The organism is Pseudomonas sp. ABa2 (assembly GCF_056676075.1).
On the sequence record NZ_CM155239.1, the window covers coordinates 2118629 to 2142952 of the forward strand.

Annotated in this window: 16 protein-coding genes; 11 read left to right on the forward strand and 5 right to left on the reverse strand. The window is 68.4% G+C overall.

The features are described from left to right. Nucleotides 1–33 precede the first annotated feature (33 nt). Nucleotides 34–468, forward strand: coding sequence for a DoxX family protein (locus AC1G9C_RS10445; protein ID WP_021446008.1), 435 nt, complete (start codon nucleotides 34–36; stop codon nucleotides 466–468). A 66-nt stretch (nucleotides 469–534) separates the two neighbouring features. Here the strand turns inward: AC1G9C_RS10445 and AC1G9C_RS10450 are convergent, their stop codons facing one another. Next, on the reverse strand, nucleotides 535–1470 hold the full coding sequence (locus tag AC1G9C_RS10450; RefSeq protein ID WP_021446007.1) for a LysR family transcriptional regulator: 936 nt from the start codon (nucleotides 1468–1470) through the stop codon (nucleotides 535–537). A gap of 142 nt (nucleotides 1471–1612) precedes the next feature. Here AC1G9C_RS10450 and AC1G9C_RS10455 point away from each other — a divergent pair, with 142 nt between their 5' ends. After that, nucleotides 1613–2842: an acyl-CoA dehydrogenase gene (locus tag AC1G9C_RS10455; RefSeq protein ID WP_021446006.1), complete on the forward strand. Its 1230-nt coding sequence runs from the start codon at nucleotides 1613–1615 to the stop codon at nucleotides 2840–2842. Nucleotides 2843–2890: 48 nt separating this feature from the next. Here the strand turns inward: AC1G9C_RS10455 and AC1G9C_RS10460 are convergent, their stop codons facing one another. The 4 genes from AC1G9C_RS10460 to xthA form a co-directional block, all read right to left on the reverse strand. Then, nucleotides 2891–3079, reverse strand: coding sequence for a hypothetical protein (locus AC1G9C_RS10460; protein WP_021446005.1), 189 nt, complete (start codon nucleotides 3077–3079; stop codon nucleotides 2891–2893). 3 nt (nucleotides 3080–3082) lie between these two features. Beyond that, on the reverse strand, nucleotides 3083–4084 hold the full coding sequence (locus tag AC1G9C_RS10465) for a TerC family protein (RefSeq protein ID WP_480410124.1): 1002 nt from the start codon (nucleotides 4082–4084) through the stop codon (nucleotides 3083–3085). 167 nt (nucleotides 4085–4251) lie between these two features. Beyond that, nucleotides 4252–5634, reverse strand: coding sequence for a substrate-binding domain-containing protein (locus AC1G9C_RS10470; RefSeq protein ID WP_480410125.1), 1383 nt, complete (start codon nucleotides 5632–5634; stop codon nucleotides 4252–4254). Between the two features lie 98 nt (nucleotides 5635–5732). Continuing rightward, the gene (gene xthA, locus AC1G9C_RS10475) at nucleotides 5733–6545 is read right to left on the reverse strand and encodes an exodeoxyribonuclease III (RefSeq protein ID WP_480410126.1); all 813 of its coding nucleotides are present in this window, start codon (nucleotides 6543–6545) and stop codon (nucleotides 5733–5735) included. A 137-nt stretch (nucleotides 6546–6682) separates the two neighbouring features. On the opposite strand from xthA, the gene AC1G9C_RS10480 reads away from it, so the two are divergent. The 9 genes from AC1G9C_RS10480 (at nucleotide 6683) to AC1G9C_RS10520 (ending at nucleotide 24256) form a co-directional block, all read left to right on the forward strand. After that, the gene (locus AC1G9C_RS10480) at nucleotides 6683–7327 is read left to right on the forward strand and encodes a GNAT family N-acetyltransferase (protein ID WP_480410127.1); all 645 of its coding nucleotides are present in this window, start codon (nucleotides 6683–6685) and stop codon (nucleotides 7325–7327) included. 68 nt (nucleotides 7328–7395) lie between these two features. Next, the gene (locus AC1G9C_RS10485) at nucleotides 7396–9123 is read left to right on the forward strand and encodes an autotransporter assembly complex protein TamA (RefSeq protein ID WP_457790549.1); all 1728 of its coding nucleotides are present in this window, start codon (nucleotides 7396–7398) and stop codon (nucleotides 9121–9123) included. Continuing rightward, nucleotides 9120–12800 carry a translocation/assembly module TamB domain-containing protein gene (locus AC1G9C_RS10490; protein ID WP_480410128.1) on the forward strand — a complete coding sequence of 1227 codons (3681 nt, stop codon included), beginning with the start codon at nucleotides 9120–9122 and terminating at the stop codon, nucleotides 12798–12800. The genes AC1G9C_RS10485 and AC1G9C_RS10490 overlap by 4 nt, the downstream gene beginning before the upstream one ends. A gap of 270 nt (nucleotides 12801–13070) precedes the next feature. Next, on the forward strand, nucleotides 13071–14441 hold the full coding sequence (locus AC1G9C_RS10495; protein ID WP_122107789.1) for an alanine/glycine:cation symporter family protein: 1371 nt from the start codon (nucleotides 13071–13073) through the stop codon (nucleotides 14439–14441). Nucleotides 14442–14557: 116 nt separating this feature from the next. After that, nucleotides 14558–15058, forward strand: a complete 501-nt coding sequence (tpx, locus tag AC1G9C_RS10500) for a thiol peroxidase (RefSeq protein WP_021441837.1) — start codon at nucleotides 14558–14560, stop codon at nucleotides 15056–15058. A gap of 257 nt (nucleotides 15059–15315) precedes the next feature. Further along, on the forward strand, nucleotides 15316–16572 hold the full coding sequence (locus AC1G9C_RS10505; protein WP_480410129.1) for an MdtA/MuxA family multidrug efflux RND transporter periplasmic adaptor subunit: 1257 nt from the start codon (nucleotides 15316–15318) through the stop codon (nucleotides 16570–16572). Further along, on the forward strand, nucleotides 16569–19661 hold the full coding sequence (locus tag AC1G9C_RS10510) for an MdtB/MuxB family multidrug efflux RND transporter permease subunit (protein ID WP_480410130.1): 3093 nt from the start codon (nucleotides 16569–16571) through the stop codon (nucleotides 19659–19661). The genes AC1G9C_RS10505 and AC1G9C_RS10510 overlap by 4 nt, the downstream gene beginning before the upstream one ends. Next, nucleotides 19662–22766 carry a multidrug efflux RND transporter permease subunit gene (locus AC1G9C_RS10515; RefSeq protein ID WP_480410131.1) on the forward strand — a complete coding sequence of 1035 codons (3105 nt, stop codon included), beginning with the start codon at nucleotides 19662–19664 and terminating at the stop codon, nucleotides 22764–22766. It begins immediately after the preceding gene. Continuing rightward, complete coding sequence (locus tag AC1G9C_RS10520) at nucleotides 22763–24256, forward strand: efflux transporter outer membrane subunit (RefSeq protein ID WP_480410132.1); 1494 nt, start codon at nucleotides 22763–22765, stop codon at nucleotides 24254–24256. Before AC1G9C_RS10515 ends, AC1G9C_RS10520 begins: the two co-directional genes overlap by 4 nt. Nucleotides 24257–24324 lie beyond the last annotated feature (68 nt).

Sequence of the window (24324 nt, forward strand, 5' to 3'; positions counted from 1 at the left end):
CCATCAACTCTCACACACGAAGGAAGCGCTGTAATGAACAACCTGATCAAGAGCATCACCGCCACCCAGGCCGGCTTCGGCATCACCATCCTGCGCATTGTCGCCGGTATCACCTTCGCCGCTCATGGCGCGCAGAAGCTGTTCGGCTGGTTCGGCGGCTATGGTCTGGCCGGCGTGGCGCAGTGGATGGAAAGCATCGGCCTGACGCCGGGCTACCTGATGGCGCTGGGGGCCGGTAGCGCCGAGTTCTTCGGCGGTCTCGCCCTGATCGTCGGCCTGCTGGCGCGCCCGGCGGCCGCGGTGCTGGCGGTGACCATGCTGGTGGCCATCGTCACCGTGCACCTGCAGCACGGCTTCTTCATGAGCAACAACGGCTACGAGTTCGCCCTGGCGCTGATGGCGATGAGCCTGGCGGTGCTGGTCGAAGGCGCCGGCAAGCTGTCGCTGGATGGCCAGCTCGCTCGCTGATTTGCCCTCCCGCCCGAAACGAGAAGGCCCGCATCTGCGGGCCTTCTTGCGTTTACCACCTTTGACTCAGGCGGCGGGGGCCTGTTCGGCCTTCTTCTCCTGCGCGGTGACCTGCTGGGCCAGCTCGATCATCTGCTCGCGCATCCAGCGGTTGGCCGGGTCCTGATCGGTGCTTTCGTGCCAGTACAGATGGGTTTCCAGCGCCGGTACGTCGCCGACCGGCAGCGTCACGTGATGCAGGTGATGACGGCGGGCGAAGCGCTCCGGCACGGTGATCACCATATCGGTCTGCAGCATCACGCTGCTGGCCATCAGGTAGTGCTGCGAGCGCAGGGCGATCTTGCGCTGGATGCCCATCTTGCCCAGGGCCAGATCCACGTAGCCCAGACCGCTGCGGCGGCTGGAAATATGGATGTGGGTCAGCGACAGGTACTCGTCGAGGCTGATCTTGTCCTTGGCCAGCGGGTGGCCCGGGCGCATGGCGCAGACGTAGCGGTCATCGAGCAGCTTGACGTGGCGCACCTGCGGGTCGGTGTTGAGCGGCGCGTCGACGGCGAAGTCCAGGCGCCCGGCGGCCAGCTCCTTGGTGGTTTCGCGGCGCTTGGCCAGAAAGCTCTCGATGCACACGTTCGGCGCCAGGCGGCGCAGGCGCTGGAACAGCGGCGGCAGGAGAATCTGCTCGGAGAGGTCGGTCATGCTGATGCGGTAGGTCTTGTTGGCCTGCTGCGGGTTGAAGGTGCGGCTCTCCTGCACCGATACGCGCAGCAGCTGCAGGGCGTTGCGCACCGGACCGATGATGTTCTGCGCCATCGGCGTCGGCACCATGCCCTGGGCGGTGCGCACGAACAGCGGGTCGTTGAAGGTCTCGCGCAGGCGGGCCAGGGCGTTGGACACCGCCGGCTGGGTGATGCCGACGATCTGCCCGGCACGGGTCAGGTTGGCCTCGGTGTAGATGGCGTCGAAGACGATGAAGAGGTTCAGATCCACCTTGGTCAGGTTCATGCCGGATGCGCTCCAGGGCTGTCGATATCAATCGATCATATATCGGTTATGAATGTTCATACACGCTAAAAATAGGTTCGATAAATCTTAGGCGCTGTTCTAGCATCTTTTCCACAACCGCACAGCCAAGAAGGTAGCCCCCATGGATTTCGCCTACTCCCCCAAGGTTCAACAGCTGCGTGAGCGCGTCACGGCGTTCATGGAAGCGCACGTCTACCCGGCCGAAGCGGTGTTCGAACGGCAGGTGGCCGAGGGCGACCGCTGGCAGCCCACCGCGATCATGGAAGAGCTGAAAAACAAGGCCAAGGCCGAGGGCCTGTGGAACCTGTTCCTGCCCGAGTCGGACTACGGCGCCGGCCTGAGCAACACCGAGTACGCGCCGCTGGCCGAGATCATGGGTCGCTCGCTGATCGGCCCGGAGCCGTTCAACTGCGCCGCGCCGGACACCGGCAACATGGAGGTGCTGGTGCGCTACGGCAACGAGGCGCAGAAGCGGCAGTGGCTGGAGCCGCTGCTGTCCGGCGAGATCCGCTCGGCCTTCGCCATGACCGAGCCGGGTGTGGCCTCGTCCGACGCCACCAATATGCAGGCCAACGCCCGCCGCGAAGGCGACGAGTGGGTGATCAACGGCCGCAAGTGGTGGACCTCCGGCGCCTGCGATCCGCGCTGCAAGGTGATGATCTTCATGGGCCTGACCAACCCGGACGCGCCGCGCCACCAGCAGCATTCGATGATTCTGGTGCCGATGGACGCCCCCGGCGTCACCGTGCTGCGTCCGCTGCCGGTGTTCGGCTACGACGACGCGCCGCACGGCCACGCCGAGGTGCTGTTCGAGAACGTGCGGGTGCCCTACGAGAACGTGCTGCTCGGCGAGGGGCGCGGCTTCGAGATCGCCCAGGGTCGCCTCGGCCCGGGCCGCATCCACCACTGCATGCGTTCGATCGGCATGGCCGAGCGGGCCTTGGAGCTGATGTGCAAGCGCGCCGTGAGCCGCACCGCCTTCGGCAAGCCGCTGGCACGCCTGGGCGGCAATATCGACCACATCGCCGACTCGCGCATGGAGATCAACCAGGCGCGCCTGCTGACCCTCAACGCCGCCTACATGATGGACACCGTCGGCAACAAGATCGCCGCCAGCGAAATCGCCCAGATCAAGGTGGTGGCGCCCAACGTGGCGCTCAGGGTGATCGACCGGGCGATCCAGATGCATGGCGGCGCCGGGGTCTCCAACGACTTCCCGCTGGCCTACTGGTACGCCATGCAGCGCACCCTGCGTCTGGCCGACGGCCCGGACGAGGTGCACCGCGCCGCCATCGGCAAGTACGAGATCGGCAAGTACGTGCCGCGCGACGTGATGAAAGCCAGCCGCTGAACCAGGCGCTGAAAAGGACGAGGCCCGCATTTCTGCGGGCCTCGTCGTTTATGTCGGTTGCGACTCCTTGTCGTCGGAGTTCCGTGCCTGATCCAGCCAGCCGAGGCGCATGTGCAACTGCGCGGCAAAGGCGCGCGCGGCCAGCTCCTCGTGAAAGGTCAGCGCGCGGCGGCCGACGCGCACCTGCCACAGGCGCTGGCCGCCACGCTCCAGCTCATCTATGCGTACATCCGCCATGCTTCAACTCTGTTGTCGATCGAGACCGGCCCGGTTGCGGGTTCTCAGCAGGGAGAGGATCACGCCGCCGGCCAGCAGGCCAAAGGTTACGCCAAGCGAGAGCAGGGCGGGAACCTTGACCAGATCGTGGAGGAAGATCTTGCCGCCGATGTACATCAGCACCAGCGCCAGGGCGTACTTCAGGTAGATGAAGCGGTGCATCAGCGCGGCCAGGGCGAAATACAGCGAACGCAGGCCGAGGATGGCGAAGATGTTCGAGGTGTAGACGATGAAGGGGTCCTGGGAAATGGCCAGCACCGCCGGCACGCTGTCGACGGCGAACACCAGGTCGGCCAGCTCGATCAGCACCAGCGCCAGCAGCAGCGGCGTGGCATGCAGCAGTGGCTTGCCGCTGACCTGGTCCTTCAGACGCACCAGGAAGTGGCCCTCGTGCAGCTCGTCGGTGACCCGGATATGCCGGCGCAGGAAGCGCAGCAGCGGGTTCTGCGCCAGATCCGGGTGATGTTCCTGCTCGTGCTCGCTGCGCAGCATCTTGAAGCCGCTGAACAGCAGGAAGGCGCCGAACAGGTAGAGGATCCAGTCGAACTGCTGCACCAGCGCCGTGCCCAGGCCGATCATGATGGCGCGCAGCACTATCACCCCGAGGATGCCCCAGAACAGCACGCGGTGCTGGTAGCGGCGGGGGATGTTGAAGTAGCCGAGGATCATCGCCATGACGAAGACGTTGTCCATCGACAGCGACTGCTCGACGAGAAAACCGGTGTAGTACTCCAGCGCCTTGGTCGCGCCGAGCTGCCACCAGATCCAGCCGCCGAAGGCGACGCCGACGCTGAAGTAGCCCGAATACAGCAGCAGGCTCTCGCGCATCTCGATTTCGTGCTGGTCACGGTGCAGCACGCCGAGGTCGAGCACCAGCAGGGTGACGATCAGCACTAGAAAGGCCAGCCAGAACCAGCCGGGGGTACCGAACAGCGGGGTGGTGAAAAAGGCGAGTAGAGCGTCCATGAGCCCTCCCTAAATGTCTGCCTGAGTTGAATATCGACTCAGTGACTCCGACATCACGGTGAGAGCTCACCGCCAGAGGGGCCCGGCGTCACGCTCAGACAGGCTAGCGCTTAACCCGGCAAGCCTCAAGCCAGGCCGCGGTTTTGCTCCACCTGCCGCTTGCAACTCTAGTAGACCCAGACCTCGACCCGGCGATTGCGGATGCGCCCGTGGTCTTCGCTGTTGGCCGCCACCGGCAGCTCGTCGCCGAGACCGGTGATCTCGCGAAACAGCACCCCCTGCCTGGCCAGCTCGCGGCGCACGGCCATGGCCCGTAGCTTGGACAGCAGCTCGGCGCGGGCCGGGTCGCTCTTGGCGTCGCCGAAGCCCACCAGCACCACCTGGTTATGCAGCTTGTCGTGGCGCTTGAGGTAGTCCAGCACCCGTGCCAGGTCGCGCTGGGCCTTGGTGTCCAGGCTGGCGCTGCCTTCCTGGAAGCGGAAGTTCACCGACAGGCGCTGCGCCCGTTCGGCCAGCTGGCGATAGCCGGCCGGCATCTGTGCGCTGGGTTCGACGCGGATCGCTTGCACCGTCTGGGCGATGAAGCCGCTGGCGTCGACTATGGCCTGGCCGCGCGGGCTGTGGGCGAAGTCGATCAGCGCCTGGGCCCAGGGGTTGTCCGGTTGCGGCTGGTTGTAGAGGAACAGCCGGCGCGACAGCGGGTAGTCCTCGGTGGCGATCAGCGTGGTGCTTGGCGGCATCGGCTGCGAGTCGCCGGCGGCGATGGCCACCGCCTTGGCCTGGCGGATATAGGGCAGGCCGATAAAGCCGATGCCCTGCGGATCGCCGCTGACCGCATCGGACAACTGGGTGCTCGACTCGAAGCGCTGGGCGCCGGCGGCGAGGCTGCGTCCGCCCGGTGCCAGCACCAGCTCCTTGAAGGTGTCGTAGGTGCCTGAGTTGTCGTCGCGGGCGTACAAACGCACCGCCCCGGGGTTGCCGCCCAGCTCGCGCCAGTCGCCGATCTCGCCGGCGAACAGCTGCGCCACCTGTTCGACGCCGAGCGCCGCGATGGGGTTGCTCGGGTGCAGGATGATCGCCAGGCCGTCGATGGCGATCACCTGTTCGGCCTGCGCGCTGCGCAGATCGCCGAGGGCGGCCAGGGCGGTGGCTTCGCTGTCCTTGATCGGCCGCGACGAGGCGGCCATGTCCGCCGTGCCGTCCTTGAGCGCGGCGAAGCCGGTGCCGGAGCCATGGGCGGCGACCTCGACTATCACCGCGCGGCCGTCGGCGTGGCGCGCCAGCAGGCGCTGTTCGTTCTCCGCCGCGCCGGCCTCGCTGCGGATATCGCGCAGGCCCTGGGCCTCGAACAGGCCCTTGACCAGTTCCGGACCAAGCTTGGCGCCGATGGTGTTGGAGCCTTGCAGGCGCAGCACCGGCTGTCCGCCCTGCGAGGCGGGCAGGGCGGCGAACACCGACAGCGGCAGGGCGTAGCAGATGAAGCCGAGGACCAGCAGGGACAGGGTGCGACTCCAGAGGTCGCGGTCGACGGCGGACGGGGCGCGCGGCATGCGGCAGACACCTTCTAGTGGGTGATGGAGAGTGCCGCGCAGATTAAGTCAGTCAGGTTTCAGTGATATGACGGCGCTGGGGCGCGCCGTAGAGCCTCTCAGCCCAGTTCCAGCCAAATCGGCGCATGATCCGAGGGCTTGTCCATGCCGCGCAGTTCGTAATCGATGCCGGCGTCCTTGAGCCGGCCCTGCAGTGCCTGGCTGGCGAGGATCACGTCGATGCGCAGGCCGCGCTTGGGCTCGTCCTCGAAGCCGCGGCTGCGGTAGTCGAACCAGCTGAAGCGGTCATTCACCTCGGGGTGGAGCTGGCGGAAGCTGTCGACCAGGCCCCAGTTCTTCAGGGTCGCCAGCCACTCGCGCTCCTCCGGCAGGAAGCTGCACTTGCCGGTCTTCAGCCAGCGCAGGCGGTTGGGTTCGCCGATGCCGATGTCGCAGTCCTCGGGGCTGATGTTGATGTCGCCCATCACCACCAGCGCCTGCTGTGGATCGAAGCGCTCGACCAGCAACTGCTGCAGGTCGGCGTAGAAGCGCTGCTTGGCGGGGAACTTCACCGGATGCTCGCGGCTTTCGCCTTGCGGGAAGTAGCCGTTCATCACGGTCACCGGCTGGCCCTGGGCGTCGGTGAAGGTGGCGTAGATAAAGCGCCGCTGGGCGTCCTCGGCGTCGCCGGGAAAGCCCTTGTGCAGGTTCAGCGGTTCTTGGCGCGAGAGCAGGGCGACGCCGTAATGACCCTTCTGCCCGTGGTAGTGCACGTGGTAGCCGAGCTGGCGGATCTCGGCCTCGGGGAATTGCTCGTCGGCCACCTTGGTTTCCTGCAGGCCGATCACGTCCGGCTGGTGCTTGTCGATCAGGGCCTGCAGCTGATGGGGGCGGGCGCGCAGGCCATTGATATTGAAAGAGACGATTTTCATGGGCGGCGAGTCCTGGGCAAAAGGCGATGCTAGCCGATCCGCCGCGCTCGCGGCCAGCGCCTGGCAGGGCCCTGGCGGCGGTGCTAAGTTGGCTGTGACGCGTCCGACCACACAACGCATAACAACAGAGGTCCGCCATGCCCCATAACGCTCCTGCCGAAGTCCGCATGCTCGACGGCGGCTACGCCCGTGAAGTGCGTTCGCTGCTCTACCACGCCTACCGCCACGAGCCGACCTTCGCCTACCTGTTCGAGGCCGAGCGGCCGGGCTTCGACCAGCGGGTGCGGGCCACGGTGCGCGAACTGGTGCAGCAGCACTTCGCCGAGGAGCTGCCGGCCATCGGCCTGCTGCTCGACGACCGGCTGATCGGCACCGCGCTGATCGCCCCGCCGCAGCGGCGCCTGGATATCACCGAAAGCTGGGGCTGGCGTCTGCGCATGCTGCTGAGCACCGGTTTCCGCTGCACCAAGCGCTACCTCGAATACCACAACGCGGTGCTCGCCTGCCTGCCGCCGGGGCCCTATCACGTGCTGCCGCTGCTCGGCATCCATCCCGAGTTCCAGGGGCAGCACCGCGGCGAGCAACTGCTCGAAGCGCTGCACGACTGGTGCGCCGAGGATGCCGGCTCGCAGGGCGTGGTGCTGGACACCGGCAATGCGCGCTACCTGGATTTCTACAAGCGCCAGGGTTACGAGGAAATCGGCGAACTGGCCATCGGCCCGGTGGTGGAGCACGTGTTCTTCCACCCCAATCCGCAACCGGTGGCGCGGGCCCGCGCCTGAACCCTGGCTGTCACCGCCGTTCTCCACCGCTCTAGCTCGCCGTCCGCTCCGTGATAGCATCCCCGGCCATGAGCGTATATGGACATATCCGGCGCAGCCTGGCGCTGCTGCTGATCAGCACCGGCGCCCTCGCCGCCGGTGAGCTGGACGTGCGCATCAGCCCGGCCAATGCGGCCCTCAAGGCCAATATCGAAGGCTACGTGGGCAGCCTCGAGGGCCGCGACGGCCAGGCGCTGCGGCGCTTGCGCCGGGTCGCCGAGGCCGAGGCGGACAAGGCCGCGCAGGCGCTGGGCTACTACCAGGCGCGCATCCGCAGCCGCATTGAGGAGGGCGAGACGCCGCGCCTGGTATTGGAGGTGGAGCCCGGCGAACGGGTGCGCCTGCGCAACGTCGACATCCGCATCGAAGGCCCGGCCAGCGAGCTGGCCGCCTTTCGCCTGCCCAGCGCCAGCCGCCTGCAGCCCGGCGCGGTGTTGCACCACGGCCGCTACGAGGACGCCAAGCGGCTGATCCAGAACCAGGCCTCGCGCTACGGCTTCTTCGACGGCCGCTTCTCCCGCCAGCGCCTGGATATCGACCCCGTCGCCGGGGTCGCCGATATCGAGCTGGTGTACGTCAGCGGGCCGCGCTACCGCCTCGGCGACCTCGCCTTCAGCGGCGACTTTCCCTTCGACGAGGCGCTGCTGCGGCGCATGGTGCCGTTCCAGGCGGACACCCCCTACGATTCCGAGCTGATCGCCGAGCTGTACCAGGCGCTGCAGTCCAGCGGCTACTTCGAGTCGGTGCGCATCGACGCCATTCCCACCCAGGCCGAGCAGCTGCGCATTCCCGTGGCGGTCGCGCTGGTGACCCGCGAGCCGCGCACCCTGGGCCTGGGTGTGGGGTTCTCCACCGACGTCGGGCCGCGCCTGCGCGGCTCCTGGACGCGCCATTGGCGCAACCCGCAGGGTCATAGCTACGGGGTGGAGACCGAGCTGTCGGCGCCAAGGCAGAACCTCGGTCTGTGGTACGACATGCCCGGCGACCCGCCGTTGACCGACAAGCTGCGCCTGGCCGGCGGCTACCAGTACGAGGAACTGGCCAGCAAGGACAGCCTCAGCCGTCTGCTCACCCTCGGTCCGGAGTGGCACAGCCAGCGCGCCGGCGGCTGGCAGCGGGTGCTGTCGCTCAAGTGGCAGCGCGAGGAGTACCGTCTGGGCGACGACTCCGGCCTGAGCACCCTGCTGATGCCGGGCGTCAGCTATTCGCTGCTACGCAGCGACAACCGCCTCGATCCGCGGCGCGGCTATCGCCTGCAGTTCGATGTCTCCGGCGCGGTGGACGGGGTGCTCTCCGACGCCAACGTGGTGCACGGCAACGTCATGCTCAAGGGCCTGACCACGGTGCTGGACAACCATCGCCTGCTCGGCCGCGTGCAACTGGGCGGCACCGAGACCAACGGCTTCTCCGGCGTGCCGCCGTCGCTGCGCTTCTTCGCCGGCGGCGACCAGAGCGTGCGCGGCTACGACTACCAGAGCCTGTCGCCGGAGAACGACCGCGGCGACAAGATCGGTGGTCGCTACCTGTTCGCCGCCAGCGCCGAGTACCAGTACAGCCTGACGGACAAGTGGCGCCTGGCCACCTTCGTCGACCAGGGCAACGCGTTCAACTCGCTGGACTTTCCCACCCTCAAGACCGGCGTCGGCTTCGGCCTGCGCTGGGTCTCGCCGGTCGGCCCGCTGCGCCTGGACCTGGCCCATGCGCTGGACGACGAGGGCGGCGTGCGCCTGCACTTCTCCATGGGTCCGGAACTATGAGGCGCGCACTCAAGTGGCTGGCGGCGGGGCTGCTGAGTCTGGCGCTGCTGCTCGGTGCGGCCGTGCTGGGCCTGCTGGGGACCCAGGGCGGCAGCCGCTGGCTGCTGGCGCAGGTGCCGGGGCTGACGGTGGAGAACTTCAGCGGCCGGCTCGGTGCGGCCTGGCAGGCCGATGCGTTGCGCTGGCAGCAGGACCAGCTGCGCGCCGAGCTGCACCAGGTGGATTTCGCCTGGTCGCCGGCCTGCCTGCTGCGCCTGAGCCTGTGCCTGGATCGTCTGCACCTGCGGCAGGTCGTGCTGAACCTGCCCGCGAGCGGGGAGGCGAGTGGCGAGCCGCTGCGCCTACCGCAGCTGAGGCTGCCGCTGCGCCTGCAACTGGGCGATATCCAGTTGGGTGAGTTGCGTCTCGACGGCCAGGCCCAGTTCAGCGAGCTGAGCCTGATCGCCGCCTGGAACGAGCAGGGCGTGACGTTGCAGCGCCTGAGCCTGCGCCGCGACGAGCTCAGCCTGGAACTCAGCGGCGAGCTGACCCCGCAGGGCGACTGGCCGCTGGCCGTCAGCGGGCGCCTGCAGTTGCCGGAGGTGGACGGCAAACCCTGGCAGCTGGCGCTGCAGGTCGGCGGCGAGCTGCAGCGCAGCCTGACCCTGCAGGCCGACAGCACGGGCTATCTGGAGGCGCGCCTGGTCGGCCAGGTGCAGGCCCTGGCCGAGCACCTGCCGGCCGAGCTGCGCCTGAGCAGCGGCGACTTCGCGCCCAGCAGCGCCTTGCCACCGACCCTGCGCCTGCAGCAGCTGGAGCTGCGCGCCACGGGCGATCTGGCCAGCGGCTACCGCATCGACGGCGAGGCCAGCCTGCCGGCCGAGCAGGCGCCGATCGCCGTGCGCCTGCGCGGGCGCGTCGAGGCCCTGGGCGCGGATATCGAGCTGCTGCGCCTGCAGGGCGACGCCGAGCAGCACCTGCAGCTGCAGGGCCGCCTCGACTGGCGCGAGGCCTTCGCCGCCGACGCCAAGCTGGACTGGCAGGCCTTCCCCTGGCAGCGCCTGTATCCGCTGGAGCAGGCGCCGCCGGTGAGCCTGCAGCAGTTGCAGGCCGAATTCAGCTACAGCGGCGGCAACTATCTGGGCAACTTCGCCGGACAGCTGCAGGGGCCGGCCGGCGCCTTCAGCCTGAGCAGCCCGGTCAGCGGCGATCTGGAGCAGATCAGCCTGCCGCAACTGCAGCTGCGGGCCGGCCAGGGCAAGCTCGACGGCGTGCTCAAGCTGGGCTTCGCCGCGGGCATCGACTGGCAGGCCATGCTCCAGCTCAGCGAACTGGATCCCGGTTACTGGCTGGCCGAGATGCCCGGCCGGCTCGGCGGGCCGCTGAACAGCCGCGGCAGTTTCAGCGAGGGCCGCCTGCAGGCGCAGGCCGATATCGACCTGGCCGGGCGCCTGCGCGGCCAGCCCGCGCAGCTGCAGGTACAAGGCGCCGGCGCCGGCGAGCAATGGCAGGTGCAGCGCCTGCTGCTGCGTCTGGGCGACAACCGCCTGAGCGGACAGGGCGCACTGGATCAGCGCCTGCGCGGCCAGCTGCAACTGGCGTTACCGCGCCTCGGTCAGCTCTGGCGGGGCCTACAGGGTCAGGTGCAGGGCAGCCTGGAACTGGCCGGTACGCTGCAGGCGCCGCAGGGCCGGTTGCAGCTCGGCGGCGAGCGCCTGGCCTTCGGCGAGCCCAGCCTGCGCCGCCTGCAGCTGGACGCCAGCCTGGATGCCCGTCAGCAGGGCAGGCTGGCGCTGCAGGCGCGCGGCATTCGCCTCGGCGACACCTACCTCGGCCGCCTGCAGGCCGATGGCCAGGGCGATGCGCGGCGCCAGGCGCTGCAGCTGGATCTGCAGGGCCCGCTGCTGCAACTGGCCCTGGCGCTGGACGGTAACCTGAGCGAGCAGGGCGACTGGCGCGGGCGCATCGCCAGCGGGCGCATCCAGAGCGGCGGCCAGGACTGGCAGCTGCAACAGCCGGCGGCGCTGCAGCGCCTGGCCAGCGGCCAGCTGAGCCTGGGCGCGCATTGCTGGCGGGCCGGCGATGCCAGCCTGTGCGGCGGTCAGCAGCGCCTGGCGCCGCAGCCGAGCCTGGATCTGCGCCTGGAGAACTTCCCCCTGGCCAGCCTGCAACCCTGGCTGCCGGCGGATTTCGCCTGGCAGGGGCGGCTCGACGGCCGGCTCGAGCTGGAGCTGCCGGCCAGCGGCCCCAACGGGCGCATCCTGCTGGATGCCGGCGGCGGCAGCCTGCGCATTCGCCAGCCGGAGCAGGACGAGTGGCTGGATTTCCCCTACACCAGCCTGCGCCTGGACAGCACGCTGCGCCCGCAGCGGGTGGACAGCGAGCTGCGCCTGCTCAGCGAACGTCTCGGCGAACTGAGCCTGCAGGCGCAGCTCGATCCGCGTCCGGCGCACAAGCCGCTCAGCGGCCAGTTCCGCCTGACCGGTTTCGACCTGGCCGTGCTGCGGCCCTTCGTGCCCATGGCCGAGCGCCTGGAGGGGCGCCTGCAGGGCAGCGGCACGCTGTCCGGGCCGCTGCTGGCGCCGCAGGTCGATGGCCAGCTGCGCCTGGACGACGGCGAACTGGCCGGCAGCGAACTGCCGCTCAGCCTGCAGGCGCTGCAGCTGCAGGCGCTGATCGCCGGCGAGCGGCTGCAGCTGGCCGGCGACTGGCGCAGCGGCGAGCAGGGGCGCGGCAACCTGCGCGGCGAGCTGAGCTGGGCCGAGGGGCTGAGCGGCGATCTGTCCGTGCGGGGCCAGCGCCTGCCGCTGAAGGTCGAGCCCTATGCCGAGCTGGAAGTGGAGCCGGACCTGCAGTTGCAGCTGCGCGCCCAGCAACTGGCGGTGCGCGGCAAGGTCGGCATCCCGCGCGGGCAGATCAGCGTGCGCGAGCTGCCGGCCTCCACCGTCAAGCTGTCCGGCGATGCGCGGGTGGCCGGGCGCGAGACGCCGCTGGAGGAGGAGGCGCTGGGCATCGCCATGGATGTCGATGTCGAGGTTGGCCAGGACAAGCTGGCCTTCCGCGGCTTCGGCCTGAGCGCCGACCTGCGCGGGCGCGTGCATATCGGCGACGACCTCGACACCCGCGGCGAGCTGGACCTGGTGAACGGCCGCTATCGCGCCTACGGCCAGCGCCTGACCATCCGTCGGGCGCGCCTGCTGTTCACCGGGCCCATCGACCAGCCGTTCCTCGACGTCGAGGCGATTCGCCGGGTGGACCAGGTGGTCGCCGGCATCCGCCTGTCCGGCAGCGCCGAGCAACCCAGCACCACGGTGTTCGCCGAGCCGGCGATGAGCCAGGAGCAGGCGCTGTCCTACCTGGTGCTGGGCCGGCCGCTGGGGCAGGGCAGCGGCGACAACAACATGCTCGGCCAGGCCGCGCTGGCCCTGGGCCTGGCCGGCAGCAGTTCGCTGACCAGCAGCCTGGCCAGCAGCCTGGGCATCCAGGATTTCCAGCTCGACACCGAGGGCAGTGGCATCACCACCAGCGTGGTGGCCAGCGGCAACCTCACCGAGCGCCTCAGCCTGCGCTACGGCGTCGGCGTGTTCGAACCGGCCAATACCATCGCGCTGCGCTACCAGCTTGGCCGCAGGCTCTATCTTGAGGCCGCCAGCGGCTTGGCCAGTTCCCTGGACCTGTTCTATCGGCGCGATTTCTAGCCGGCGTGGAACTGCTCTGGCTTTTCCGGGGTCGAGCCGACTTATCCAGGTGTTTCGTGCGGCTTTTCCCCAACCGTTTGGAGAATGGTCGCGTTAATTTTTTTCTAAATAGTGAAAAGAACTTATTTCGTCTTCGTATACTTAGCCGCCCCCTCGATCCGGCAACCCTGGTGCAGCGCGGGGCGGTGACGAAAAAACGGCACTGTCTATCCGGCAGTCGATCACGCGACGGGTACCCAACCGCGCAACTACAAGAATAAGGACCCTTCAATGGAAGCCATAACCAACTTGGTGAACCAACTCAACGGCCTGGTCTGGGGCCCACCCATGCTGGTGCTGATCCTCGGTACCGGGCTGTTCCTCATGCTGCGCCTGAAGTTCATGCCGCTGGCCAAGATCGGCCCCGGCTTCAAACTGATGTGGCAGGGGCGCAAGAAAGACGACGAAGAAAGCGGCGAGATCAGCCCGTTCCAGGCGCTGATGACCTGCCTGGCCGCCACCGTCGGCACCGGCAACATCGCCGGCGTGGCCACCGCCATCTTCCTCGGCGGCCCCGGCGCGCTGTTCTGGATGTGGTGCACCGCGCTGGTGGGCATGGCCACCAAGTACTGCGAAGTGGTACTGGCCGTGCACTACCGCGAGAAGGACGACCGCGGCGAGCACGTCGGCGGCCCGATGTACGCGATCAAGAACGGCCTGGGCGCCAAGTGGGCCTGGCTCGGCGGCGCCTTCGCCATCTTCGGCGGCCTGGCCGGCTTCGGCATCGGCAACATGGTGCAGGTCAACTCCATGGCCCACGCCCTGGAAACCACCTTCAGCGTGCCGCTGTGGGTCACCGGCCTGGTGACCATGGTGTTCGTCGGCCTGGTCATCCTCGGTGGCATCAAGCGCATCGGCAAGGTCGCCGCCTCGCTGGTGCCGGCCATGTGCGTGGCCTACATCGTCGCCTCCATCGTCGTACTGGTGGTCAACGCCAGCCAGATTCCGGCGGCCTTCGAGATGATCTTCACCTACGCCTTCACCCCGATCGCCGCCACCGGTGGCTTCGCCGGTGCGGCGGTGATGGCGGCGATCCGCTTCGGCGTGGCCCGCGGCATCTTCTCCAACGAGGCGGGCCTCGGCACCGCCGGTATCGCCCAGGCGGCCGGCACCACCAGCAGCCCGGTGCGCTCGGGGATGATCGGCATGCTCGGGACCTTCATCGACACCATCATCATCTGCTCGATGACCGGTCTGGCGATCATCTGCTCCGGCGTGTGGACCAGCGGCGCCAGCGGCGCGGCACTGTCGGCGGCGGCCTTCGAGTCGGCCATGCCGGGCATCGGCGGGGCGATCCTGACCATTGCCCTGGTGGTATTCGCCTTTACCACCATCCTCGGCTGGAGCTACTTCGGCGAGAAATGCTGGGAATACCTGGTCGGCACCAAGGCGATCCTGCCGTTCCGCCTGGTCTGGGTCGTCGCGGTGCCGTTCGGCGCCATCGCCCAGCTGGACTTCGCCTGGCTGCTGGCCGATACCCTCAACGGCCTGATGGCCATCCCCAACCTGCTCTCGCTGCTGTTGCTGAGCCCGGTGGTGGTGGCGCTGACCCGCGAGTACTTCGCCAAGCAAGCGAATGTGTCGCCAGTGTCGGCAAAGTAGTCTGACCTCCGGGTCAGCTTGATCCGCAGCCTGACGAGGGCGCGTTCTAGGCTTGCCAAAAGCCCGGATCGCGCCCTTACTCTTCTACCCTCACTTCGCAGAAAAGGATTCTCCCCATGGCGCAAGTCACCCTCAAAGGCAACCCGGTTCCGGTCGACGGTCAACTGCCACAGGTCGGTCAGCAAGCACCGGCCTTCAGCCTGGTCGGCAAGGACCTCGGCGACGTCAGCCTGGCCAGCCTGGCCGGCAAGCGCAAGGTGCTGAACATCTTCCCCAGCATCGACACCCCGACCTGCGCCACCTCGGTGCGCAAGTTCAACGCCGAGGCCGCGCAACTGGCCAACACCGTGGTGCTGTGCATCTCCGCCGACCTGCCGTTCGCCCAGGCGCGCTTCTGCGGCGCCGAAGGCCTGGACAACGTGATCAACCTGTCGACCATGCGCGGCGCCGATTTCCTCAAGAACTACGGCGTGGCCATCGCCGGCGGCCCGCTGGCCGGCGTCGCCGCCCGTGCGGTGGTGGTGCTGGACGAGAACGACAAGGTGCTGCACAGCGAGCTGGTCGGCGAGATCGCCGACGAGCCGAACTACGCGGCGGCCCTGGCGGTGCTCAAGTAACCGCCCGTGCTGGAACGACGGCCTGCTCTGCAGGCCGTTTTTATTTGTGCCGGCCATCGCCCATGGCCCGGATGCAAACCGGGAAAGAGCGGCGCCCCGCCAGCCCGCTCGCGGATGGCATCCGGGCTACGCACCACGGGCCGTTTTGCAAACAGTTGGTAACGTAAGAGGAGCGTAAAAAGCGGGTAAATGGGCTTTGCTTGCCGGGTGTCAGTGCTTATCGTTCCGACTCCCTCAAGAAGTGACCCGTCCCCGCCATGTCCGTTACCGCCTCGACCACCTCGAAAACCTCCCGCCAGTGGCTGATCGGCCTGAGTCTGCTCGCCGTGCTGCTGCTGTTGCTCTGGTGGTTCTGGCCGAGCGAGGCGCAGGCGCCGATGGGCGCTGGCCGCTTCGGCGACATGGGGCCGGTGCCGGTGCGGGTGGCCGAGGTGCGCCGCGACGACTTCGCCGTCGAGCTCAAGGCCCTCGGCACGGTCACCGCCTACAACACGGTCAACGTGCGTTCGCGGGTGGACGGCGAGCTGGTCAAGGTGCTGTTCGAGGAGGGCCAGCAGGTCGAGGCCGGCGATCTGCTCGCGGTGATCGACCCGCGTCCTTATCAGGCGGCGCTGCAGCAGGCCCAGGGCGCGCTGCAGGAGCAGCAGGCGCAGCTGAAGAACGCCGAGCTGGACCTGGCCCGCTACCAGGGCCTGTACGCCGAAGACAGCATCGCCAAGCAGACCCTCGACACCCAGCAGGCGCTGGTGGGCCAGTACCGCGGCAGCCTGCAGAGTTACCAGGCGGATGTCGCCACGGCCAGGCTCAACCTCGACTTCACCCAGATCCGCGCGCCGATCTCCGGCCGTCTCGGGCTGCGCCAGCTGGACGTCGGCAACCTGGTCAGCGCCGGCGACACCACGCCGCTGGTGGTGATTACCCAGACCCTGCCGATCGCGGTGACCTTCACCATCCCCGAGGGCGACCTGCCGACGGTGCTGCAGCGCACCCGCGGCGGCGCGATCCTGGCGGTAGAGGCCTGGGACCGCGGCGAGCGGCTGAAACTGGCCGACGGCGTGCTGGAGAGCCTGGACAACCAGATCGATACCGCCACCGGCACGGTCAAGCTCAAGGCGCGCTTCGCCAATGCCGAGCAGATGCTGTTCCCCAACCAGTTCGTCAACGTGCGCCTGCGCGTGGAAACCCGCGAAGCGGCCACCATCATCCCCTCGGCGGCCGTGCAGTTCGGCGCCCAGGGCACCTTCGTCTACGTAGTCGACGAGGGTGGCAAGGTCAGCCTGCGGCCGGTGACCATCGCCGCCAGCGACGCCGAGCGCAGCCTGGTGGCCGGCGGCGTGCAGCCCGGCGAACGGCTGGTGCTGGAGGGCACCGACCGCCTGCGCGACGGCAGCCAGGTCGAGGTGATCGACCCGGCCGTGGTGCACAGCCCGGACGGTGCGGCGCGTCAACCGCTGAGCGAGGGCGGCAAGCCGGGCCGGGGCGAGCGTTCTGCCCAGCCGCGGAACGACGCATGAACATCTCCCGCCCCTTCATCCTGCGGCCGGTCGCCACCACGCTGCTGATGGTGGCGATCTTCCTCAGCGGCCTGATCGCCTACCGCCTGCTGCCGGTGTCGGCGCTGCCGGAGGTGGATTACCCGACCATCCGCGTGCTGACCCTCTATCCGGGCGCCAGCCCGGAGGTGATGACCAGCGCGGTGACCGCGCCGCTGGAGCGCCAGTTCGGCCAGATGGCCGGCCTCAAGCAGATGTCCTCGACCAGCTCCGGCGGCGCCTCGGTGATCACCCTGCGCTTCAACCTGGAGGTATCCCTGGCGGTGGCCGAGCAGGAGGTGCAGGCGGCGATCAACGCGGCGAGCAACCTGCTGCCCAGCGACCTGCCGGCGCCGCCGGTGTACAACAAGGTCAACCCGGCCGACACCCCGGTGCTGACCCTGGCGTTCAGCTCGGCGAGCCTGCCGCTGCCGCGGGTTTTCGATCTGGTCGATACCCGCCTGGCGCAGAAACTGGCGCAGACCAGCGGCGTCGGCCTGGTCACCCTGGCCGGCGGCCAGCGTCCGGCGGTGCGCATCCGGGTCAATCCCGAGGCGCTGGCGTCCTACGGCCTGAGCCTGGCCGACGTGCGCAACCTGATCACCGCCAGCAACGTCAACCAGCCCAAGGGCAACTTCGACGGCCCCACCCGCGTCTCCCAGCTCGACGCCAACGACCAGCTCAAATCCGTGGCGGAATACCGCGAGCTGATCCTGACCTACCAGAACGGCGCGGCGCTGCGTTTGAAGGACGTCGCCGAGATCAATGACGGCGCCGAGAACGAGCGCCTGGCCGCCTGGGCCAATCGCAACGCCGCGGTGCTGGTCAACGTGCAGCGCCAGCCCGGCGCCAACGTGATCGAGGTGGTCGACCGCATCCAGGCGCTGCTGCCGCACCTGACCGAGGGCCTGCCGGCCAGCGTCGAGGTCAAGGTGCTCACCGACCGCACCCAGACCATCCGCGCCGCGGTGACGGATGTGCAGCACGAACTGCTGCTGGCCATCGCCCTGGTGGTGATGGTGACCTTCCTGTTCCTGCGCAAACTGTCGGCCACCCTGATTCCGTCCATCGTCGTGCCGCTGTCGCTGATCGGCACCTTCGGCGTAATGTACCTGGCCGGTTTCACCATCAACAACCTGACGCTGATGGCGCTGACCATCGCCACCGGTTTCGTGGTCGACGACGCCATCGTCATGCTGGAGAACATCGCCCGCCACCTGGAGGAGGGCGAGACGCCGCTGAACGCCGCGCTCAAGGGCGCGCGGCAGATCGGCTTCACCCTGGTCTCGCTGACCCTATCGCTGATCGCGGTGCTGATCCCGCTGCTGTTTATGGCCGATGTGGTCGGGCGGCTGTTCCGCGAGTTCGCCATCACCCTGGCGGTGGCCATCCTGATTTCCCTGGTGGTGTCGCTGAGCCTGACGCCGATGATGTGCGCGCGCCTGCTCAAGGCCGAGAAGCCCGAGGACGAAGGGCGCTTCTACCGCGCCGCCGGCGCCGTCATCGACGCCATGATCGCGCGCTATGGCGTCTGGCTGACCTGGGTGCTCAGGCACCAGCCGCTGACCCTGCTGGTGGCGGTGGCCACCCTGGGCCTGACCGTGCTGCTCTACCTGGCGGTGCCCAAGGGCTTCTTCCCGGTGCAGGACACCGGGGTGATCCAGGGCATTTCCGAGGCGCCGCAGTCGATTTCCTTCGCCGCCATGAGCGAGCGCCAGCAGCGCCTGGCCGACGTCATCCTGCGCGACCCGGCGGTGGCCAGCCTGTCCTCGTCCATCGGCGTCGACGGCGACAACCCGACGCTCAACAGCGGCCGTCTGCTGATCAACCTCAAGCCGCATGCCGCGCGCGACGTCACCGCCAGCGCCGTGATCGAGCGCCTGCGCCCCGAGCTGGCGCGCATTCCCGGCATCGAGCTGTACATGCAGCCGGTGCAGGATTTGACCATCGAGGATCGCATCAGCCGCACCCAGTTCCAGTTCACCCTGGAGTCGCCGGACGGCGCGCTGCTGGAGCAGTGGACGCCGCGCCTGGTCGAGGCGTTGCGCCAGCAGCCGGTGCTCACCGACGTGGCCAGCGACCTGCAGAACCGCGGCCTGCAGGTGTACCTGCAGATCGACCGCGACGCCGCCGCGCGTCTGGGGATCAGCGTCGGCGACATCGACGACGCGCTGTACGACGCCTTTGGCCAACGCCAGATCAGCACCATCTACACCCAGGCCAGTCAGTACCGCGTGGTGCTGGAGAGCCGCGACGGCGGGCGCATCGGCCTGGCGGCGCTGGAGCAGATCCATGTCGCCACCGGCGACGGCCAGCAGGTGCCGCTGGCCTCGCTGGCGCGCATCGAGGAGCGTCCGGCCAGCCTGCTGGTCAACCATATCGGCCAGTTCCCGGCGGTGACCCTGTCGTTCAACCTGGCCACGGGGGTGTCGCTGGGCGAGGCGGTGGCGGTGATCGAGCGGGTGGAGCAGGAGATCGGCCTGCCCGGCGCCATCGACACCCAGTTCCAGGGCGCCGCCGAGGCCTTCCGCGCCTCGCTGAGCTCGACCCTGCTGCTGATCCTGGCGGCCATCGTCACCATGTACATCGTGCTCGGCGTGCTCTACGAGAGCTATATCCACCCGATCACCATTCTCTCCACGCTGCCCTCGGCCGGGGTCGGCGCCTTGCTGGCGCTGCTGTTGACCGGCAACGACCTGGGCCTGATCGCCATCATCGGCATCATCCTGTTGATCGGCATCGTCAAGAAGAACGCGATCATGATGATCGACTTCGCCCTGGAGGCCGAGCGCAACCAGGGCATGGCGCCGCAGGATGCGATCTACCAGGCGGCGCTGCTGCGCTTTAGGCCGATCCTGATGACCACCCTGGCCGCGCTGTTCGGCGCCATCCCGCTGATGCTGGCCCCGGGCTCCGGCGCCGAGCTGCGCCAGCCGCTGGGCCTGGTGATGGTCGGCGGCCTGCTGCTCAGCCAGGTGCTGACCCTGTTCACCACGCCGGTGATCTACCTGTACTTCGATCGTCTGTCGCGCCGCGTCAGCGGGCGTAGCGCGGCGGGGCTGGCGGTCTAGATGAACCTCTCCGCCCCCTTTATCCGTCGCCCGGTGGCGACCCTGCTGCTGAGCCTGGCGATCATGCTGCTCGGCGGCGTCAGCTTCGGCCTGCTGCCGGTGGCGCCGCTGCCGCAGATGGATTTCCCCACCATCACCGTGCAGGCCAGCCTGCCCGGCGCCAGCCCGCAGATCATGGCCTCGACCGTGGCCACGCCGCTGGAGCGCTCGCTCGGCACCATCGCCGGGGTCAGCCAGATGAACAGCCGCAGCAGCCAGGGCAACACGCGGATCATGATCCAGTTCGACCTGGACAAGGACATCAACACCGCCGCGCGCGAGGTGCAGGCTGCGATCAATGCCGCGCGCGAGCTGCTGCCCAGCGGCATGCGGACCATGCCCAGCTACCGCAAGATCAATCCGTCGCAGGCGCCGATCATGGTCATCTCGCTGACCAGCGCGACGCTGAACAAGGGCCAGCTGTACGACGTCGCCTCGACCATCCTGGCGCAGAAGCTGGCCCAGGTCGGCGGCGTCGGCGAGGTGCAGGTCGGCGGCAGCTCGCTGCCGGCGGTGCGGGTGGCGCTGGAGCCGCGCCTGCTCGATCAGTACGGCATCGCCCTCGACGAGGTGCGCCAGACCATCGCCGCGAGCAATGCCCTGCGGCCCAAGGGCGCGGTGGAGGACGAGCAGCGCCGCTGGCAGGTGCAGGCCAGCGACCAGCTGGCCAAGGCTGCCGACTACCTGCCGATGATCATCCGCTACCAGGACGGCGCCGCGGTGCGCCTGGGCGACGTGGCCACCGTCACCGACGGCGTCGAGGACCGCTACAACAGCGGCTTCTTCAACGACCGCGAGGCCGTGCTGCTGGTGATCAACCGGCAGAGCGGGGCGAACATCCTGCAGACCATCGCCGACATACGTGCCGAGCTGCCGGCGCTGCGCGAGGTGATCCCAGCCAGCGTCGACCTGGAAGTGGCCATGGACCGTTCGCCGGTGATCCGCGCCACCCTGCACGAAGCCGAGCGCACCCTGCTGATCGCCGTGGGCCTGGTGATCCTGGTGGTGCTGGCCTTCCTCGGGCGCTGGCGCGCGGCGCTGATTCCGGCGCTGGCGGTGCCGGTGTCGCTGATCGGCAGCTTCGCCGCCATGTACCTGCTGGGATTCTCGCTCAACAACCTGTCGCTGATGGCGCTGATCATCGCCACCGGCCTGGTGGTGGACGACGCCATCGTGGTGCTGGAGAACATCTCGCGGCACATTCATAACGGCGAGAAACCGATGGACGCGGCGTTCAAGGGCGCCCGCGAAGTCGGCTTCACCCTGCTGTCGATGAACCTGTCGCTGGTCGCGGTGTTCGTCTCCATCCTGTTCATGGGCGGCATAGTCGAGCGGCTGTTCCGCGAGTTCTCCATCACCCTGGCGGTGGCCGTGGTGATCTCCCTGGTGGTGTCGCTGACGTTGACGCCGATGCTCTGCGCACGCTGGCTCAAGGCCGAGGCCGAGCAGCCGCAGGGTCGCCTGCAGCAGTGGGGCGAGCGCCTGCAGAACCGCGTGCTGGCCTTCTACGGGCGCAGCCTGGACTGGGCGTTGCGTCACTCGCTGCTGATGCTGCTGAGCCTGTTGGCGACCATTGCGCTGAACGTCTACCTGTTCGTCAGCATTCCCAAGACCTTCATGCCGCAGCAGGACACCGGCCAGCTGATCGGCTTTATCCGCGGCGACGACGGCCTGTCGTTCCAGGTCATGCAGCCGAAGATGGAGATCTTCCGCAAGGCGGTGCTGGCCGACCCGGCGGTGCACAGCGTGGCCGGCTTCATCGGCGGCAGCGGCGGGATCAACAACGCCTTTATGATCGTGCGCTTGAAGCCCGTGGGTGAACGCGAGGCCTCTGCGCAGCAGGTGATCAACCGCCTGCGCGCCAGCGTGCCCAAGGTGCCGGGCGGGCGCATGTTCCTCATGCCGGACCAGGACCTGCAGATCGGCGGGCGCGAGGGGCGCAGTTCGGAGAACGAGTACATGCTGCTGTCGGGCGACCTCGACGCCCTGCGCCAGTGGCTGCCGAAGGTGCGCGAGGCGCTGCGCGCGCTGCCCGAGCTGACCGATATCGACGCCAAGGAAAACGAGGGCGCCCAGCAGATTCGCCTGGTGGTGGACCGCGAAGCGGCGCAGCGCCTGGGCGTGGAGATGAGCATGATCACCGCGGTGCTCAACAACGCCTTCAGCCAGCGCCAGGTGTCGACCATCTACGAGGCGCTCAACCAGTACAGCGTGGTGATGGAGATCAACCCGCTGTACGCCCAGCATCCCGAGGCGCTCGACCAGATCCAGCTGATCACCGCCGATGGTGCGCGTGTGCCGCTGTCCACCTTTGCCCGCTGGGAGCGCAGCCTGGAGGAGGACCGGGTCAACCACCAGGGCCAGTTCGCCGCCGAGAACATCGGCTTCTCCCTGGCCGAAGGGGTCAGCCTGGACCAGGCCAGCCGCGCCATCGAGGCGGCGGTGGCGCGGCTCGGCCTGCCCGGCGAGGTACAGGGCATGCTCGGCGGCACCGGTGCGGCCTTCCAGCAGACCCAGGACAACCAGCCGCTGATGATCCTGCTGGCGCTGGTGGTGGTGTACATCGTCCTCGGCGTGCTCTACGAGAGCTACATCCATCCGCTGACCATCCTCTCCACCTTGCCCTCGGCCGGCGTCGGTGCCTTGCTCGCGCTGCAGCTGGTGGGCATGGAGTTCAGCCTGATCTCGCTGCTGGGGCTGTTCCTGCTGATCGGCATCGTCAAGAAGAACGCCATCCTGATGGTTGACCTGGCCCTGCAACTGGAACGCGGCGAGCGCCTCAGCCCGCAGGAATCCATTCGCCGCGCCTGCCTGCTGCGCTTTCGGCCGATCCTGATGACCACCCTGGCCGCGATTCTCGGCGCGCTGCCGCTGGTGCTGGGCAGTGCCGAGGGGGCGGAGATGCGTCAGCCGCTGGGCATCACCATAGTCGGCGGCCTGGTGCTCAGCCAGCTGCTGACCCTCTACACCACGCCGGTGATCTACCTCTACTTCGACCGCCTGCGCCACCGCGTCAACCGCTGGCGCGGCGTGCGCACCGATGCTTCGTTGGAAAATCCGCTATGACCCAGGCTCCTGTCGGCAAAACCCTCCTGTCCCTGTTGCTGGCCGGCGTGCTGAGTGGCTGCATGCTCGGCCCCGACTACCAGCGCCCCGAGCTGGCGGCGCCCATGCAGTTCAAGCAGATCGAAGGCTGGAAGGCGGCCAGCCCCGGCGACGCCCTGGAACGCGGCGCCTGGTGGGAGCTGTACGGTGACGCCGAACTCAACGCGCTGGTCGAGCGCCTGCAGCTGTCCAACCAGAACCTGGCCGCCGCCGAGGCCCAGTACCGCCAGGCCCGCGCCCTGGTGCGCGGCGCGCGCGCCAGCTTCTACCCGAGCCTGTCCGCCAGCGCCGGGGTGACCCGCGCGGGGCAGGGCGGCGGCGACAGCACCATCAGCACCGGCGACGGGGTGAGCGTCAGCGGCTCCAACGCCGCGCGCATCTCCAAGACCTACGAACTGGGCCTCAATGCGGCCTGGGAGCTGGATATCTGGGGCAAGCTGCGCCGCGGCCTGGAGTCCAGCCGCGCCGAATATGACGCCAGCGCCGCCGACCTGGCCGCCGCGCGCCTGAGCCTGCAGAGCGAGCTGGTGCAGAACTACCTGCAGTTGCGCGTGCTGGATGAGCAGAAGCGCCTGCTCGATGCCACCGTGGCCGCCTACGCCCGTTCGCTGCGCCTGACCGAGAACCAGTACCGGGCCGGCATCGTGCCCAAGTCCGACGTGACCCAGGCCATCACCCAGCTCAAGAGCACCCAGGCCCAGGCCATCGATCTGCAGTGGCAGCGCGCCCAGCTGGAGCACGCCATCGCCGTGCTGGTCGGCGCCAGCCCGGCCGAACTGGCCATCGCCGCGCGCGACGGCGTGCCGGGGCTGCCGCAGATCCCCGTGGCGCTGCCCTCGCAGCTGCTCGAACGGCGCCCCGACGTGGCTGCCGCCGAGCGCCGGGTGATGGCCGCCAATGCGCAGATCGGCGTGGCCGAGGCCGCCTGGTTCCCCGATCTGACGATCTCCGCCAGTGGCGGCTACCGCGGCAGCAGCTTCGCCGACTGGATCGAGGTGCCCAACCGTTTCTGGTCGCTCGGCCCGCAACTGGCGTTGAGCCTGTTCGACGGCGGCGCCCGCCGCGCCGAGCTGGAGCGCACCGAGGCGGTCTACGACCAGACCGTGGCGCAGTACCGCCAGGCCGTGCTCGACAGCTTTCGCGAGGTCGAGGATCAGCTGGTGCAGCTGCGCGTGCTGGAGCAGGAGAGCGAGGTGCAGCAGCAGGCGCTGGACGCCGCGCGCGAGTCGCTGCGCCTGATCGAAAACCAGTACCGCGCCGGCACCCTGGACTTCAACAGCGTGGTCAACGTGCAGGCCACCGCGCTGAGCAACGAGCGTTCCAGCCTGACCCTGCTCGGCAGCCGGCTGACCGCCAGCGTGCAGCTGATCGCCGCCCTCGGCGGCGGCTGGCAGCTCGAGCGATTGCATGAAAGCGACGAGCGGGCGACGAACAGCAGCTCGACTCGTTAGTCAGGTGTTTTTTGCCCTCACCCGGAAACGGGCTTTCCGCTAAGATTCGCGCTCTTGTCGTCAATGCT